The following is a 15,230-nucleotide window of genomic DNA, read 5'->3' as shown; positions in this document are numbered from 1 at the left end:
GGATACACAAACTTCTGCTGCCAGCGAGGCAACACTCAACGCCTCCCGTGCCCTGTTGGGCGTGGTGGCTCGCTCCGTTGTGGCGGCATTGGAGGTCGTTACCCTCCCGCAGTTCCGCGTTCTGGTCGTCCTGAGCACAGCGGGGACCACCCGCATGAGTACTTTGGCCGAAAAGATGGGTGTGATTCCCTCCACGTTCAGCCGCTCCATCGACCGGATGGTTGCCGGCGGCTGGGTGGAGCGACTGCCGAGCCCGCACAGTCGACGTGAAGTGCTGATCGGTCTCACGCCCGCGGGCCAGGTGCTCGTCGATGACGTCACCGATCGTCGCAGGCAGAGCATCGACACGATCCTCTCGTCCCTCACCGGTGACGATCGGGACGCGGTGAAGCGCGGACTGGAAGTGTTCGCGGCCGCGGCGGGCGAGACCTCGCCATCCGACCTGCTGACTCTCGGCTTGTGACGCACGAGGGCATGCCGTCGTGGTGACACGATCCGGCGTCACCTCGACCGATGGGCCCGCAGCTCGAGCCGATCGGTCCGTCTCCAGACCGCGGTGCAGTGTGGCCGGTTAATCACCGCCATAATCGAGGTATGACGAGCAATGATGCACATGAGTCCGCCCGCAACTCCATCCTCAGCGGACGAACGTCGCTGGGAATCGAGCTGGGGTCGACCCGCATCAAGGCCTGCCTGATCGGCGAGGACCTGTCCGAGGTCCTTGCCGTCGGCAGCCACGAGTGGGAGAACAAGTTCGTCGACCGGGTTTGGACCTACTCGCTGGACGACGTGTGGTCCGGCATTCAGGCAGCCCACGCCGCGCTCATCGCCGACATCGATGAGAAGTTCGGCATCCGGCCCGAGGGTTACGGCGCGATCGGCGTCTCGGCGATGATGCACGGCTACCTCGCGTTCGACGCCGCCGGCGACCAGCTGGTGCCGTTCCGCACCTGGCGCAACACCACCACCGGCCCCGCTGCGGCCGAGCTGACCGAGCTGTTCGGCGTGAACATCCCGCTGCGCTGGTCGATCGCCCACCTGCACCAGGCCGTCGTCGACCACGAGCCCCACGTGCCGCAGCTCGACTTCATCACGACGCTCGCCGGCTACGTGCACTGGCGTCTCACCGGCCGCAAGGTCCTCGGTGTCGGCGACGCGTCGGGCATGTTCCCCATCGACTCCGCCACCGGCGACTACGACGCCGAACTCCTCGCCCGCTACGACTCTCTGGTCGCCGAGTCCGCCCCCGAGCTCAACCTGGCCGGGTTGCTGCCCACGGTGCTCGTGGCCGGCAAGCCCGCCGGCGAGCTCACCGCCGCGGGAGCGGCTCTCCTCGACCCCACGGGTGCACTGCGCCCGGGCGCCGTGCTCTGCCCGCCCGAAGGCGATGCGGGCACCGGCATGGTGGCCACCTGCTCAGTGGCCCCGCGCACCGGCAACGTCAGCGCCGGCACCAGCATCTTCGCAATGGTTGTGCTCGAGCGCCCGCTCACCCAGGTGCACCACGAACTCGACCTGGTCACCACCCCGGCCGGCGACCTCGTCGCCATGGTGCATTGCAACAACGGTGCGAGCGAGCTCGCCGCCTGGGCCGGAATGTTCGGTCGCTTCGCCACGGCCGGCGGCAACCCCGTCGACAACGACGCGGTGTTCGACACTCTGTTCCGCGAGGCACTCCTCGGTGACGCGGATGCCGGCGGACTGCTGGCCTACAACCACCTGGCCGGTGAGCCCATCGCCGGCCTCACCGAGGGGCGGCCGCTCTTCGTGCGCACCCCCGACAGCCGGCTCACCCTGGCCAATTTCATGCGTGCCCAGCTCTACGGCGTGTTCGGCACGCTCGCCCTGGGCATGCGGGTTCTCGCCCAGGAGGGCGTCCAACTCGACGCGATGTTCGCGCACGGCGGGTTGTTCCGCACGGCCGGTGTTGCGCAGCGCTTCCTCGCCGGCTCACTGGACGCCCCGGTCTCCGTCGCCGAGACGGCGTCAGAGGGCGGCGCCTGGGGCATCGCGGTCCTGGCGTCGTACACGGCGGCCGTGGCATCCGGTGTTGAACTCGACCTCGACGGTTACCTGCGTGAGAGGGTCTTCGCCGGGCAGGAATTCGCCACCGTCGCCCCCGACCCGGCCGACGTCGCGGGCTTCACCAGCTACCTCGACCGCTACGCCGCGGGCCTTGCCGTCGAACGGGCGGCCGTCGACACGCTCTGACCCCACCTCTGCGCCATTCGCTGGAAAGGAACAGACATGGAACTGTTTTCGTCCACGGCGCTCTAGTGAGCGACGGCCAGTGGTGGTGGCAGCAGAGCGCCGACCTGCTCCGGGAACGCACCGGCATCCGCAGCCGCGCGCTGGCGCTGCCGTCGTGCGGCGAGACCACGCCGGAGCAGGTCGCGGGTGGCTTGATCGCCGATGCTGCCGCGTTACGACGTGAACTCGACGATGTCGACGAGGCGATCGTGGTCGGACACTCCTACGGGGGCACCGTCATCGCCGAGGCAGGCCGGCATCCGGCTGTCGCGCACCTGCTCTACGTGTCCTCCTATCTCCCCGAGGTCGGTCAGTCCCAGGGCGCGATCCTGAGCGGCGAGAGCGACCCGGTGTCGATCGGAGCCCACGACGACGGCACCCTGAGCCTGACGGGTTACGACGTGAGCTCCTTCGGCGCCCGGTTCCTGCAGGACGCGGATGCCGACATTCAGCAGCAGGCATGGCAGCGGCTGACGGCGCAGGCCGTCGGGGCGTTCATGACGCCGACCACCGTTGCAGGCTGGGAGGGGATCGACTCGACGTACCTCGTCTGCGGACAGGACCGCAGCACCTCGGTCGAGTTGCAGCGCTTCCATGCGGCTCGCGCCACCCGCTCCGTCGAGATCCCGACGGGCCACCATCCGTTCATCACCCGCCCAGATCTGGTCGTCGACCAGGTGGAAGCGCTTCTGCGGCCCTGACGGCTGCCGGTTCTACGACTCCACGACGGCGCTGCTGGCGGCCCAGCTGGCCAGAAGCTGCAGTCGTTCGGCGCTGGGGGAGCCGGGCTCGGCGGTGTAGATCAGCATGCCGAGTCCGGGATCAGCGGTGATCGCGAGTTCTTCGTAGGCGAGGGTGAGCTCGCCGACGACGGGATGGTTGAAGCGCTTGGTGCCGGCACCGTGGGTGCGCACATCGTGTGCGCCCCACAGCTGCCGGAAAGTGTCGCTGCGGGTGGACAGCTCGCCGACGAGGTCCTGCAGTCCCTTGTCGTTGGGGTCGCGCCCGGCCCGGGTGCGCATGATCGCCACACACATCCCGGCGAACCGGTCCCAGTCGGGATAGAAGTCGCGGGAGGCCGGGTCCAGGAACTGGAATCGGGCGAGGTTCGGAACGCGTCCGCCGTCGCCGATGACCGGGGAGTAGAACGCGCGGCCGAGTTCGTTGGTCGCCAAGATGTTCTGGTGCTGGTCCAGGACCACCGCGATGGCCCCGGAGAAGGTGTCGAGCGCCCACTGCAGGCTCGGCCGGGTCACGGCGCTCTTGGCCGAGCGGCGGCGCGGGCGTCCGGAGAGGGGGATGCCGTCGGCCGCGCGGGCCAGGTCGAACAGGTGGGTGCGTTCGGTGTCGTCGAGCTGCAGGGCGCGGGCGATGGCGTCGAGCACCGACGAGGATGCGCCGGCGATGGCGCCGCGCTCGAGCTTGGCGTAGTACTCGACGCTGACACCGGCCAGCGCGGCCACCTCGCTGCGGCGGAGGCCAGCCACGCGCCGGTTGGGGCCGGAGCTGAGCCCGACCAGCTCGGGAGTGAGTTTCGCGCGCCGTGACATGAGGAACTCGCGTACCTCGGGTTGATTGTCCATGCCATCGACGTTACGTCCCTTCCGGGCCGAGTGGGGTGCTCTCTCGGTACACCTTTCGACAGTGACTCCCTCCCCCCGGGTCGGTCGTCTTGACTGGAGCAGTACCCCCGCCCGCACCGCCCAAGGAGCACCGTGATCAGCACCATCCCTGCCGTCGAACCGGCCGGCCGCCAGAAGGTGCAGCGGCTCCCGCTCGTCACCCTCATCGGCCTCGCCACGATCGGGTTCGTGCTCGTGGCCATGGAGACGATGCCGGCCGGACTGCTGCCCGTCATCGCGGCCGGCCTGAACACCAGCGAGGGGGCCGTCGGGCTCCTCGTCAGCGCCTACGCCCTGGGCACCGTGATCGTCACCATCCCCGCGATCAGCCTGACCCGACGGATGCGCCGGAAGCCGCTACTGCTCACTGCGCTCGCCGGGCTCATTCTTGCCAACAGCATCACCGCGGTGTCCACCGACGTCGGCCTTGCGCTGCTCTCCCGTTTCGTCGCCGGCTCCTTCTCCGGGGTGCTCTGGGGAATGCTCGCCGCCTACGGCCTGAAGATCAGCCCGGCCCGCAGGGGTGGTCTGGCGTTGGGGATCGTGTCGACCGGGGCGCCCATCGGCTTCGCGTTGGGCACGCCCCTCGGTTCGTGGCTCGGCACGACCTTCGACTGGCGATGGGCCTTCGTCGGCCTCACCATCGTCGCCCTCGTCGCCGGCGCGCTCCTGGCACTGGTCGCCCCGAACGCCCCCGGTCAGGCGGGCCGCACCCGGCTCCCGGCGCTCCGGGTGCTGCGCCTGCCGGGCATCGCCGTCATCCTCGCTGTCATCGTCGCCTGGATGCTCGCCCACAACACCATCTACACGTACATTTCGCCGTACCTGCGCACCACCGGCAGCAGCCTGACCGTCGATGTCCAGCTCCTATTCTTCGGGATCGCCTCGATCGGGGGCATCATCCTCACCGGCGCCCTTCTCGACCGATTCCCGCGGGCGCTGCTGCACGGCAGTCTGATGCTGTTCGTGGCCGCGGCCGTCGTCCTCCTCGCCTTCCACACGTCGACCCCGGCCATCATCGGCGCCACCATCGTGTGGGGCGCCACCTTCGGCGGCGCGTCCGCGCAGCTCCAGTCCTTCCTGACCCGGGCCGGTGGTGACGAATCGGATGTCGCGAACTCATTCCTGCCTGTCGCGTTCAACGTCGCGATCTTTGTCGCCGGCATCCTGGGCGCGGGTCTCCTGACCGTGCTGGGCGGTCTGGTCCTGCCCATCGTCATGATCGTCTTCGGGGCGGCCGCGCTCCTGCTGACGTTCTCCGGCCGGTGCACCGCCTTCGCTGCGGAATGAGCCTCTGGCCACGCAGGCCCTGGAAGATCCGCAGGAGTACCTCACCGGGCTCGACGCTCAGGCTCACGATTGTGCTGACGCCGCGCGCACCCGGGCGCGGTACGCCAGCGGGGACTCGCCGACATGCCGTTTGAAGGCCGTGCTGAAGGCGCTCTCCGAGGAGTAGCCGAGCTCACGCGCGAGTGCGCCCACCCGGGTGTCGCCCGAGCGGAGCTCTCGTTGGGCCAGGAGCATCCGCCAACTGATGAGATAGGCCAGGGGTGGGGTGCCGGCCGCGGCCCGGAAGCGTTCTGCGAACGTGGTGCGTGACATCGATGACGCGCGAGCGAGGTCCTCGAGGCCCCAGCTCCGCGCCGGTTGCTCGTGGATCATGTCCAGAGCCGGCCGGAGCCGGTCGTCGGTGAGCACTTTCAGCCACCCAGCGGGCATGTCGCTGTGCTGCATGAAGCCGCGCAGGACGTCGAGGACCAGCAGCTGTCCGTACTGTCGGATGGCGAAATCGGCGCCGACCCGGCCGGCGACAATTTCCGAGAAGAGACGCTGCACGTGGCCGCGGAGGTGCGGTCCCACCGCGCTGGTCGCCCCGACGTGGGCGACGGCAGGGAGTGCGCGCAGCAGCAGATCCTTGCCCGTGGAGTTCAGCTCGACCCGGCCCCCGATGAGGATATCGACGTCGTCTGCGGCGGCGTCGGCATCACTGATGGTCGAGCCTGCGGACGGCGGCACCACGGTGACGGGTTCCTCGTCTCCGTCGCCGCCCTCCAGGGTGAGCCACGAGCGGCCGTTCAGGATCGCGACATCCCCGGCGGCCAACTCCACCCTGTCGGCGCCGTTTGTCGTCAGTGATGCGCTGCCGCGGACCACCGCGATGAACTTCAGGTCGTCATCAATGGAGCTGTGGGTCTGCCAGCGCCCGCGCACCGCCGAGCCTCCGGAGACCACGCTTCGTACCTCGATGAGGTCCAGAACCTCGGACAGTCGATCCGTCGCCATATTCGTACTATACGACACAAAAAACGTACGGAACATGATTCTAAATCCGGACTTCTGCTTGCATGCTGGTGTGACAGCACCGCCGTGACCCAGTCACGGCCACAAGAAGGAGTTCCCATGAACAACCCCATGATCGTTCTGGTCACCGGCGGCAACAAAGGCATCGGTCGCGAGATCACCGCCCAACTGGCCGCGCTCGGCCACACCGTGGTGATCGGCGCCCGCAGCCTGGAACGCGGAGAAGCGACCGCAGCACAACTGCGGCTGACAGGGGGAGACGTCACGGCCGTGGCCCTCGACGTCACGGACTCGGCCTCGGTCGCGACCGCGGCGGTGACGATCCGGGAGAAATTCGGTCGCCTGGACGCTCTGGTCAACAACGCCGGAATCAGCCACCAGCCGGGGGCTGACTTCGCCGGGCAGGTGCCGCGCTTCGCCGATGTGAATCATGTCCGCGCGGTATTCGAGACGAACGTCTTCGGGGTCATCACCGTGACGAGCGCCTTCCTGCCGTTGCTGCGGCTCTCGACCGCTCCGCGAATCGTCAACGTGTCCAGCATCGCGGGCTCGTTGGCGTCGATCTCCGACTTCGCCAACACCGATCCGATCGCCCTGGGTTACGTTCCGTCCAAGACGGCGCTGACCGCGGTGACCATGATGTGCGCACGAGACCTGGTCGATGAGGGGATCCTGGTCAACGCCGTCTGCCCCGGCTTCGTTGCCACCGACCTGAATAACCATCGCGGCATCCGAACCCCCGCAGAGGGCGCCGCCTCGGCGGTACGCATGGCCACGATCGACGCGGGCGGTCCCACGGGGACCTTCACCGACGACCAGGGGCCGGTTGCCTGGTAACACGGCCGTGTCGTGCACGGGAGTTGTCGCCGAGGGCAGCTCGGCCCAGCGACGTTCCTGGCCCTCAGGAGAAGACCCCGGTGGTCCTACCGATCCAGCCGAGAATCCACGGGATGACCTGACCGCCCTGATCCACACCGGCCTGGGCCACGGCCACGGCCGGGTAGAGGCTGGTCAGCAGCACGCAGAGCAGCGCCGCGCTTGCGACCACCCAGGCCGCCGGAACGCTGCGCACCCGGGTGATCAGCGCGAGCAAGCCCAGGGTCAGCACGAATCCGACGGTGCACACGAGGGCGATCGCGCCGAATGGCACGGGCACGAACCACGCCGTGCCGGCGCTGCTGCCGATCAACCCCAGGATCGGAAAGAGAACGAGGCCGAAGAGAAGCACGCAGCCCAGAATTCCCACGCCGAGCGCGAGCCACACGCCCCGCGGCCGCGAACGGCCGCGGGATCGAGTCCACCGGGTCATCGTGCGACTCCGCGCATCCGGGGCGACCGCTCAGCGCACGCGCTGGTCGTGGCCGAGCTTCGCACGCAGGCCCGAGTGGATGGTCAGGCACGTGGCGGGGGCATCGCCCACGACCTGGGCGAGGTTGTCGAGCAGGATGCCGGTCTGCTCGGCGATCAGCCGGGGCGACGCGCCCTGCCGCGGGGTGACGCCGACGTGCAGCACGGGCTGGCGCTTCACGGTAAAGGCACCGACGGTGCTGCCGACCAGGTCGGGCCTCTTGTCGAGGGAGTGTGTGAGCGCCTCGGCGGCGAACGAGGTGTCCACCAGCACGTTGTCTGAGCTGCCATCCTGCTTGCTGATCGGCCGCCGATAGATCTCCCGGCTGCCGCCCCCGCCGACACTGGCGATGATCATGATCATGACGATCACGACGAGTAGAAGGACTGCGATAGCCGCGACCAGCCACCAACTGAAGTCGGTGCCCGGCACGGTGCTGGCGGCGAAGGTATCGGTCAGCGTTGCGTTGGCGCTCCTACCGAACTCGTTCCAGCGGGTTGCCCACCAGTCCCAGAATGGCAGTGCGGCGGCGGCCGCGCCGGCGCCGAGCAGAATCAGGCCGACCACGAAGATGAACACCCGATTGAGGGCTCTGTTGGTGTCGTTCATGCGCCGATCGCTCCAGTCTGTTTGATGCGCACGGTGTGGCTCAGGGCCGGGCGCAGGTCGTAGGAGGCGATTTCTTCCTCGACCGCCCGACGCACGGACTCCTCGTCGACCGGGATGCCCGAGGTCGGGGTGACCTCCACGACGGCCCGTCGGTGCGAGACCGACACCGCCGCCTGCCCCTGCGGTACTCGAGCGACGGTCTCGACGCGGCGGGCGATCGCCGAAGCGAGAACCCCGTTGTCGACGATCACCGCTCGGTCGCCGAGGACCATCTCATGGCGGGCCAACCTGCCCGAGCGGATGGCATGCAGAATCAGAAGGAGCCCGATCACCGCCACGAGAGCGCCGCCGGCCGAGATGGCCGCCAGCGGTTCCAACGTGGGTAACGTCGCCACCCAGGCCCACGCATCCGCTGGGGTTACCAGAAGGGCCGGTTGCCCCAGCATGCGCAGAATCAACTCGGTGCCGACATAGGCGCACGCCAGGATGATCAGCACCGCCAGCAAAATGGTCGTAGCCGTGCGCGGTGAGTGTGTCTCGCGACGCACGATGCGAGCATATGGCGCGCTCATCTGGGCACCCTTCGTTCCTGTTTTATGTAGGCACCACGAACGCGGATGTCCACCCGCCCGACCTGATTCCCGGTGATGCGTGTTGTGCCCGATCTGATGACGGTTTGTGCGTCGCTGATCCGTTGCAGCAGCGTCGTACCCGCGTACCCGGCGCCCACGGTGTCGAGGTCGGGAATGCTGATCGGGGTGACGACGTCGAGGCCGAGGAGGCCCGAATCGTCGCGCAGCGTGACCGATACCTGTCCGGGATCGACACCGAGGGACTCGGCCGTCACCGCTCTGGCCACGGTCGTGAGCGCACGCTGTCGAACGGTGATGTGGCCGGGATAGCCTGCCCCGTCGGCCACGAGGGTTGGCTCGCGGCCGGCGGGGTCGTCCGTAACCGTGGACATCAGGAGGTTCGTTTTCCGCTCAGCGCATTCGCGAGCCCGCGCGGGTCGAGCTTGCCGTCGAGGATCCGCCCGATCAGGAGGCCGATGGCCATGAACACGGCCACGAGGAGAAAACCCCAGAAGCCGAACACGAGGATCGCGAACGCGAGAACGGCACCGACGGCGATGCCGGTGGCTGAGGCACTCATGAGACGCGGGCCTCAGCCTGTTCGTCCTGGTCGTCGGTGGGCAGGTGCACGTCGTTGACGGCCACGTTGACCTCGACGACATCCAGGCCCACCAGGTTGGTGATGGCGGTGGTGACCTGGGTGCGCACCGCGTCGGCGACCTGCTGGATCGGCGCGGGGTACTCCACCACGATGGTGATGTCGACGGCGGCCTGGGTCTCGCCCACCTCGACCTTGATGCCCTGGCTCAGGTCGTCCTGGCCGACCGCACCACGGATGGCGCCGAGGGCACGGGACGCTCCGCCGCCGAGTGCGAAAACGCCGGGGACCTCACGGGCAGCGATGCCCGCGACCTTGGATACGACGTTGTCGGAGATGGTGTTCTTCCCGTGGGCTTCACTGCCCACGGAGGCTACGGCACGCGACTCCGTGCGGTCGACACGGGCGCCAGTGGTTGCCGGGGTAGCGGGGGAGGTGGGGCGGGTGTCTGCGTTAGACATTATGCATCCTCTAATCTTCTGGGTTTCGGCTGGGCTGATCCGCTCGGCCGCGGCGATGGTATCTCCGTAACCCTTAGAGGGATAGAACCGAGGGTTCGTCACGGAACTGGCAAATAAACCCGTCAGCAATCCAGCTAGCTCTCAGATAAGCAATAGGGTGGCATCCAGACGAGTGCTGGGGGGCAGGATGCGTTCAGGAATGTGGTCCGCACTGACTGCGCTGCTCATCGTCGTTCTCTGTGTGGCCGTGCTGGTGCAGGTCTGGGTGCTGCCGGCTGCCGTTGCCACGGTGGTCGCCACCTTCCCGGTTGTGACGCCGATCGCGCTGCCCGGCGTGATCTGGGGCGTTCTTGCCATCGCCTGCTGGCAGGCCATCGCCGTCATCGGCCTGAGACTGGTGGCGCTCGCCAAGGCGCATCGGCTCGAGGGAGCGCTCCGGGGCTGGCTGCGTGCGATCGTGGGCTGTCTGCTGGTCTTCGTGCTGCTCGTCGCGGCGGCCGTTATCGCGCTGAACGTGCTGGAATATGCGACGCCGGGACTGATGTTCGCACTGCTCGGCAGCGGCCTCCTGGCCGTGGTCGCGGCAGTCGCGGTCCTCCTCCATCTGGGAGCAGGGCCCGCGCGTCTGGTGTGAGCCTCGCCGCGCGGGCCGGCCGGTGCCCGGCGAACCCCCGTTCTGGGCGAAACCGGATGTTACGGGTGGGGCAGTTGTATCGTGTGTCCTGTGAGCAGCCGCCGCAATCCCGGGTCGCAGTCGTCCCTGCGAGAGGCGAATCGCGCGCGCATCGTCGACGCGATCACCCACCACGGCGCCCTCACCCAGGTCGAACTGGCCGCAGTGACCGGGCTGTCGCCGGCCTCTGTCTCCAACATCGTCAAAGAGCAGGCCGCCGCCGGGGTGCTGCAGACTGCACCAACCTCACGCAGTGGCCGCCGGGCGGTGCAGGTCACGTTGGCCCGTGAACTGGGCCTGGTGGTGGGGCTGCACGTCTCGAACCGGCACCTGCGCGTGGCCTTGGCCGACGCGGGGCACCAGGTGCTGGCCGAACGGATGCTGCCGCTGGCCCGCGACCACCGCGCCGACAGCGAACTCGACAGGGTGATGCTGCTCATCCAGGACATGGTCGAGTCGGTGGGCGCGGGGCTGACCGAGGTGCTCGCCGTGGGAGTGGGCCTGGCGGCGCCGGTCGACCCGCGCACCGGCATCATCGCCACCCGCGGGCTGCTGCGCGGCTGGGATGGTGTTCCCGTCGCCCAGGAGCTGGAGGCCCGGCTGCACCGGCCGGTCTTCGTCGACAACGAGGCCAACCTCGGCGCCCTCGGCGAGTACCGGATGGGCGCGGCGCGGGGCATCCGCCAGGCCGCGTATCTGCGCGTCTCGCACGGCGTCGGAGCCGGGCTGATCGTGGACGGGCGGGTGTACCGCGGCAGCAGCGGCAAGGCTGGTGAAATCGGGCACCTCACCCTCGACGAGGAGGGGCTCGTGTGCCGCTGCGGAAACCGCGGCTGCCTGGAGACCCTGGTGGGGGCATCCGCCCTCGCGGCCAGGTTCCCGGCCGTGCACGGTGAGGTGAGATTGCGCGACATCCTGCTGCGTGCCGAGGCAGGGGAGGCCCGCGCCCGCCGGGTGATCGCCGACGCGGGCCGGCACCTCGGCATTGCGCTGGCGGGCCTGAGCAACCTGGTCGACCCGCACCGCATCGTGGTCGGCGGCGAGCTGGCCGAAGCCGGCGAGATTCTTCTGAGCCCGCTCCGGCACGCCCTTGAGCGTTCCACCCTGGCCACCCAATCGGGCGTGCCCGACGTGGTCAAGGGGCAACTGGGCGAACGCGCCGAGGTGCTCGGCGCGGTGCTGTTCGCCATCGACGGGGCGCAGATCTCCGCCGGGCGGCCGGGGGAGCCCGAACGCTCCCTGCTGGTCGGCCCGGCCCCCGACATCCTGCCCGGAATCAGCGTATTCGTGCCGGAAGATACGGCTGACATAGCCGCGGATCGGGGCGGCCTGGCCTCTTGAGTTCAAGCCTTGACGGCATATGGCACCGGGGCCATGCTCGTTACACCGCCAACGAGGGTGGTCACAGTAGGAGGCACATCATGAGAAAACCCAGGAAGAGGTTCGCGCTCCTGGCGATCACAGTGATCGCAACCACGGGCGTTTTGACCGCGTGCACGTCCAACGGATCCAGCTCCTCAAGCTCCGACGGGGGCAGCTCCGGCGAGACGATCAAGATCGGCCTACTCCTCCCTGAATCCAAGACCACCCGGTACGAGAGCTTCGACCGGCCGCTGTTCGAAGACAAGCTCACCTCACTCGGAAACTACGAGGTCATCTACGCCAACGCCGACCAGGATGCCGCCAAACAGCAGCAGCAGGCGGAGTCAGCGCTCACCGAAGGCGTGAAAGTTCTGGTGCTCGACCCCGTGGACGGGGCCGCAGCAGCCAGCATCGCCGAATCGGCCGCCGCGCAGAACGTGCCGGTGGTGTCGTACGACCGGCTGATCAAGAGCGACAAGATCAGCTATTACATCTCGTTCGATAACGAGCAGGTGGGCGTGCTGCAGGGCACCGCGCTCGTCGACAAGCTCAAGCAGGACAACACGACCACCGGCCTGATCATGATCAATGGATCGCCGACAGACGCCAACGCGGCCGAGTTCAAGAAGGGCGCGCACTCCGTCATCGACCCGAGTGGCATCCCGATCCTGGCGGAGTACGACACACCTGACTGGAGCCCGGATAAGGCTCAGGAGTGGGCGGCCGGCCAGATCACCCAGTTCGGACCCGAGATCTCCGGAATGTACGCGGCCAACGACGGAACAGCGGGCGGCGCCATCGCCGCGGCTAAAGCCGCCGGAGTGTCGCCGTGGCCGCCGGTCACCGGGCAGGACGCCGAACTCGCCGCCATCCAGCGCATCGTCGCCGGCGACCAGTTCATGACGGTCTACAAGGCCATCAAGCTCGAAGCCGAGAAGGCGGCGGAAATCGCCGACCAGCTGGCTCAGGGTAGTACGCCCTCGCCTGACACCACGTTCCAGGACATTCCCTCCACGCTGTTGACGCCGGTGGTGGTCACCGTCGACAACATCCAGGAGACCGTGATCAATGACGGTTTCTACACCGTCGACGAGATCTGCACCGCCCAGTACGCGGACGCGTGTGCCGCTGCCGGCCTGCAGTAACCGGCCGGATGACGGCGCCCTGTGGCGCCGGTCAACAGCATCAAAACGGCCGGCCGGGATACCGCACCCACGATTCGGGTCCCGGCCGGCTCCCATCCCCATCTCGGAGGGATCACAATGTCTGCGCTTTCCACCCCAGCGGCCCCCGCTGACGACCTCGTCCTGTCGTTGCGGGGGATCGACAAGAATTTCGGTGCTGTGCAGGCGCTCACCGGCATCGACCTTGATATCTACAGCGGCGAGGTGGTCGCCCTCGTCGGCGACAACGGCGCGGGCAAGTCCACCCTCATCAAGATCCTGGCCGGAGTGCACCCGCAGGACGGCGGCACCATCAGCCACGACGGCAAGACCGTCACGATCAACAACCCCGCCGACTCCAACAACCTGGGCATCGCCACGGTCTACCAGGACCTCGCCCTGTGCGACAACCTCGACGTTGTCGCCAACCTGTTCCTCGGCCACGAACTGGGACGCGGCACCATCAATGAGGTAGAGATGGAGAAGCGGTCGTGGGGCCTGCTTCGTCAGCTCTCCGCCCGCATCCCGTCGGTGCGGATCCCCGTGGCCTCGCTCTCCGGCGGTCAAAGGCAGACCGTCGCCATCGCCCGATCCCTCATCGGCGACCCGCGCATCGTCATCCTCGACGAACCCACCGCGGCCTTGGGCGTGGCCCAGACCGCCGAGGTTCTCAACCTCATCGAACGGCTTCGGGAACGGGGCCTGGCGGTGGTCCTGATCAGCCACAACATGGCGGATGTCCAGGCCGTCGCCGACCGCATCGTGGTGCTGCGCCTGGGCCGCAATAACGGTGAGTTCAGGGTCGCCGACGTCACTTACGAAGACATCATCGCGGCGATCACCGGTGCCACCGACAACGCCGTTACCCGACGCGCGCAGGCCCGTGTGGACACCGCCGACGCAGCCGCCGCGGCCGCGACCGATACCGCACTCCCCGAGGAGGAACGGCCATGACCACCCCGACTTCGACCCCGCCGCCCGCCAACCCGGAGAACACCGCTCCACCCACCGAGACGGTGCGGCTGGCCGCCGTGGCGGCCGACCTGCAGGATGAACGCCTGATCCAACCGCACGGTATCGGCGGCACCGTTCGCGCCTTCGGCAAACGGGTGCGCTCGGGTGACATCGGTTCGCTGCCAGTGGTGATCGGCCTCATCGTCATCTGGGTGGCGTTCTCGTTGCTCAACCCCAATTTTCTCTCCAGTACCAACCTGGTCAACCTCACCCTGCAATGCGCGGCGGTCGGCACGATCTCCATCGGCATCGTGCTGGTGCTGCTCCTGGGTGAGATCGACCTGTCGGTCGGGTCGGTCAGCGGGCTGTCGGCCGCGATCCTCGCCGTCGGTTTCGTCAACCAGGGCTGGCCGCTGCCGGTAGCCCTCCTGGCATCGCTCCTGTCCGGTGTCGTCATCGGTTTGCTTTACGGTTTCCTGTACACCCGGTTCGGGGTTCCGAGCTTTGTGATCACTTTGGCCGGACTCCTCGGCTTCCTGGGCCTGCAGCTCTGGGTGCTCGGCTCCACCGGATCGATCAACATCCCTTTCGACTCCTGGATCGTGCAGTTCTGCCAGCAGTGGTTCTTGCCGGACTGGCTGTCCTATGTTCTGGTGGTGCTGACGGTCCTGGCCTACGGCGCGCAGTTGCTCTTCACCGCCAACCGTCGTGCGGCGGCCCAGCTCTCTGCCGTGCCGCTGTCGTCGATCGTGGTGCGCAGTGTGTTCCTGTTGGTCGTGCTGGGGGTGCCCACCTGGTATCTCAACCAGACGCGCGGGGTCGGCGCGATGTTCCTACTCTTCCTGGTTCTCGTCGTGGTGATGAACTTCTTCCTCACCCGCACCAAGTGGGGCCGCTCGGTCTACGCGGTTGGCGGCAATGTCGAGGCGGCGCGGCGGTCAGGCATCAACGTCACCCGGGTCTACCTCACCGTCTTCCTGCTCTGCTCCACCTTCGCGGCGCTTGGCGGCATCCTCGCCGCGGGACGTCTGGCCGCTGCCAATCAGGGCTCGGGAGGCGGCGACACCAACCTCAACGCCATCGCCGCGGCCGTGATCGGCGGGGCCAGCCTCTTCGGCGGTCGGGGCAGCGCGTTTTCGGCGCTGCTGGGCATCCTGGTGATCCAGTCCATTTCCAGCGGGCTCACCCTGCTCAACCTGGATTCCTCGATCCGCTACATGATCACCGGTGCAGTGCTGTTGCTCGCGGTCATCGTCGACTCCCTGTCGCGCCGGACCCGGGTCTCGCACGGTAGAGCCTGACCGCGGTCTCACCGAC

At 68.0% G+C, this 15,230-nt stretch carries 18 protein-coding genes; 10 read left to right on the top strand and 8 right to left on the bottom strand.

Features of this window, described 5'->3' with window-relative positions:
* Window positions 1-61: 61 nt before the first annotated feature.
* The 3 genes from KY500_RS14400 to KY500_RS14390 all read left to right on the top strand — a co-directional run bounded on the left by KY500_RS14400 (window position 62) and on the right by KY500_RS14390 (window position 2,951).
* Complete coding sequence (locus KY500_RS14400; RefSeq protein WP_255579947.1) at window positions 62-463, top strand: MarR family winged helix-turn-helix transcriptional regulator; 402 nt, start codon at window positions 62-64, stop codon at window positions 461-463.
* A gap of 131 nt (window positions 464-594) precedes the next feature.
* The gene (locus KY500_RS14395) at window positions 595-2,211 is read left to right on the top strand and encodes a xylulokinase (protein ID WP_219901121.1); all 1,617 of its coding nucleotides are present in this window, start codon (window positions 595-597) and stop codon (window positions 2,209-2,211) included.
* Complete coding sequence (locus tag KY500_RS14390; protein WP_370626936.1) at window positions 2,208-2,951, top strand: alpha/beta hydrolase; 744 nt, start codon at window positions 2,208-2,210, stop codon at window positions 2,949-2,951. The genes KY500_RS14395 and KY500_RS14390 overlap by 4 nt, the downstream gene beginning before the upstream one ends.
* A 12-nt stretch (window positions 2,952-2,963) precedes the next feature.
* Here the strand turns inward: KY500_RS14390 and KY500_RS14385 are convergent, their stop codons facing one another.
* The gene (locus KY500_RS14385; RefSeq protein ID WP_219901120.1) at window positions 2,964-3,833 is read right to left on the bottom strand and encodes a helix-turn-helix transcriptional regulator; all 870 of its coding nucleotides are present in this window, start codon (window positions 3,831-3,833) and stop codon (window positions 2,964-2,966) included.
* A gap of 132 nt (window positions 3,834-3,965) precedes the next feature.
* On the opposite strand from KY500_RS14385, the gene KY500_RS14380 reads away from it, so the two are divergent.
* On the top strand, window positions 3,966-5,162 hold the full coding sequence (locus tag KY500_RS14380; protein ID WP_255579377.1) for an MFS transporter: 1,197 nt from the start codon (window positions 3,966-3,968) through the stop codon (window positions 5,160-5,162).
* A 63-nt stretch (window positions 5,163-5,225) separates the two neighbouring features.
* Here KY500_RS14380 and KY500_RS14375 read toward each other — a convergent pair whose 3' ends face one another.
* Window positions 5,226-6,155: an AraC family transcriptional regulator gene (locus KY500_RS14375; protein ID WP_219901119.1), complete on the bottom strand. Its 930-nt coding sequence runs from the start codon at window positions 6,153-6,155 to the stop codon at window positions 5,226-5,228.
* A gap of 117 nt (window positions 6,156-6,272) precedes the next feature.
* Between KY500_RS14375 and KY500_RS14370 the strand changes: the two genes are divergently transcribed.
* Window positions 6,273-7,010, top strand: coding sequence for an SDR family oxidoreductase (locus KY500_RS14370; protein ID WP_255579376.1), 738 nt, complete (start codon window positions 6,273-6,275; stop codon window positions 7,008-7,010).
* A 64-nt stretch (window positions 7,011-7,074) separates the two neighbouring features.
* On the opposite strand, the gene KY500_RS14365 is transcribed toward KY500_RS14370, so the two are convergent.
* The 6 genes from KY500_RS14365 to KY500_RS14340 form a co-directional block, all read right to left on the bottom strand.
* Window positions 7,075-7,401 carry a hypothetical protein gene (locus KY500_RS14365; protein ID WP_219901118.1) on the bottom strand — a complete coding sequence of 109 codons (327 nt, stop codon included), beginning with the start codon at window positions 7,399-7,401 and terminating at the stop codon, window positions 7,075-7,077.
* Window positions 7,402-7,512: 111 nt separating this feature from the next.
* Window positions 7,513-8,130 (bottom strand): hypothetical protein, encoded by a 618-nt coding sequence (locus tag KY500_RS14360; RefSeq protein ID WP_219901117.1) that lies wholly within the window; start codon window positions 8,128-8,130, stop codon window positions 7,513-7,515.
* Window positions 8,127-8,702: a DUF6286 domain-containing protein gene (locus tag KY500_RS14355; RefSeq protein WP_219901116.1), complete on the bottom strand. Its 576-nt coding sequence runs from the start codon at window positions 8,700-8,702 to the stop codon at window positions 8,127-8,129. Before KY500_RS14355 ends, KY500_RS14360 begins: the two co-directional genes overlap by 4 nt.
* Entirely contained in the window at window positions 8,699-9,094 is a 396-nt protein-coding gene (locus tag KY500_RS14350) for a hypothetical protein (RefSeq protein ID WP_219901115.1), read from the bottom strand. Before KY500_RS14350 ends, KY500_RS14355 begins: the two co-directional genes overlap by 4 nt.
* Window positions 9,094-9,282: a DUF2273 domain-containing protein gene (locus tag KY500_RS14345; RefSeq protein WP_219901114.1), complete on the bottom strand. Its 189-nt coding sequence runs from the start codon at window positions 9,280-9,282 to the stop codon at window positions 9,094-9,096. The genes KY500_RS14350 and KY500_RS14345 overlap by 1 nt, the downstream gene beginning before the upstream one ends.
* On the bottom strand, window positions 9,279-9,761 hold the full coding sequence (locus KY500_RS14340) for an Asp23/Gls24 family envelope stress response protein (RefSeq protein WP_219901113.1): 483 nt from the start codon (window positions 9,759-9,761) through the stop codon (window positions 9,279-9,281). The genes KY500_RS14345 and KY500_RS14340 overlap by 4 nt, the downstream gene beginning before the upstream one ends.
* 199 nt (window positions 9,762-9,960) lie before the next feature.
* On the opposite strand from KY500_RS14340, the gene KY500_RS14335 reads away from it, so the two are divergent.
* The 5 genes from KY500_RS14335 to KY500_RS14315 all read left to right on the top strand — a co-directional run bounded on the left by KY500_RS14335 (window position 9,961) and on the right by KY500_RS14315 (window position 15,214).
* The gene (locus KY500_RS14335; RefSeq protein ID WP_255579375.1) at window positions 9,961-10,395 is read left to right on the top strand and encodes a DUF2975 domain-containing protein; all 435 of its coding nucleotides are present in this window, start codon (window positions 9,961-9,963) and stop codon (window positions 10,393-10,395) included.
* Between the two features lie 90 nt (window positions 10,396-10,485).
* Entirely contained in the window at window positions 10,486-11,775 is a 1,290-nt protein-coding gene (locus tag KY500_RS14330) for an ROK family transcriptional regulator (protein WP_219901111.1), read from the top strand.
* An 80-nt stretch (window positions 11,776-11,855) separates the two neighbouring features.
* A complete protein-coding gene (locus KY500_RS14325) occupies window positions 11,856-12,941 on the top strand; it encodes a sugar ABC transporter substrate-binding protein (protein WP_219901110.1) in 1,086 nt (361 codons plus the stop codon).
* A 117-nt stretch (window positions 12,942-13,058) separates the two neighbouring features.
* The gene (locus tag KY500_RS14320) at window positions 13,059-13,913 is read left to right on the top strand and encodes an ATP-binding cassette domain-containing protein (RefSeq protein ID WP_219901109.1); all 855 of its coding nucleotides are present in this window, start codon (window positions 13,059-13,061) and stop codon (window positions 13,911-13,913) included.
* Complete coding sequence (locus tag KY500_RS14315) at window positions 13,910-15,214, top strand: sugar ABC transporter permease (protein WP_219901108.1); 1,305 nt, start codon at window positions 13,910-13,912, stop codon at window positions 15,212-15,214. The genes KY500_RS14320 and KY500_RS14315 overlap by 4 nt, the downstream gene beginning before the upstream one ends.
* The last annotated feature ends 16 nt before the right edge of the window (window positions 15,215-15,230 follow it).

The organism is Cryobacterium sp. PAMC25264 (genome assembly GCF_019443325.1).
Taxonomy (GTDB): domain Bacteria; phylum Actinomycetota; class Actinomycetes; order Actinomycetales; family Microbacteriaceae; genus Cryobacterium.
Note: the sequence above shows the minus strand (reverse complement) of the source record. Positions and strands in the feature narration are given on the sequence as shown.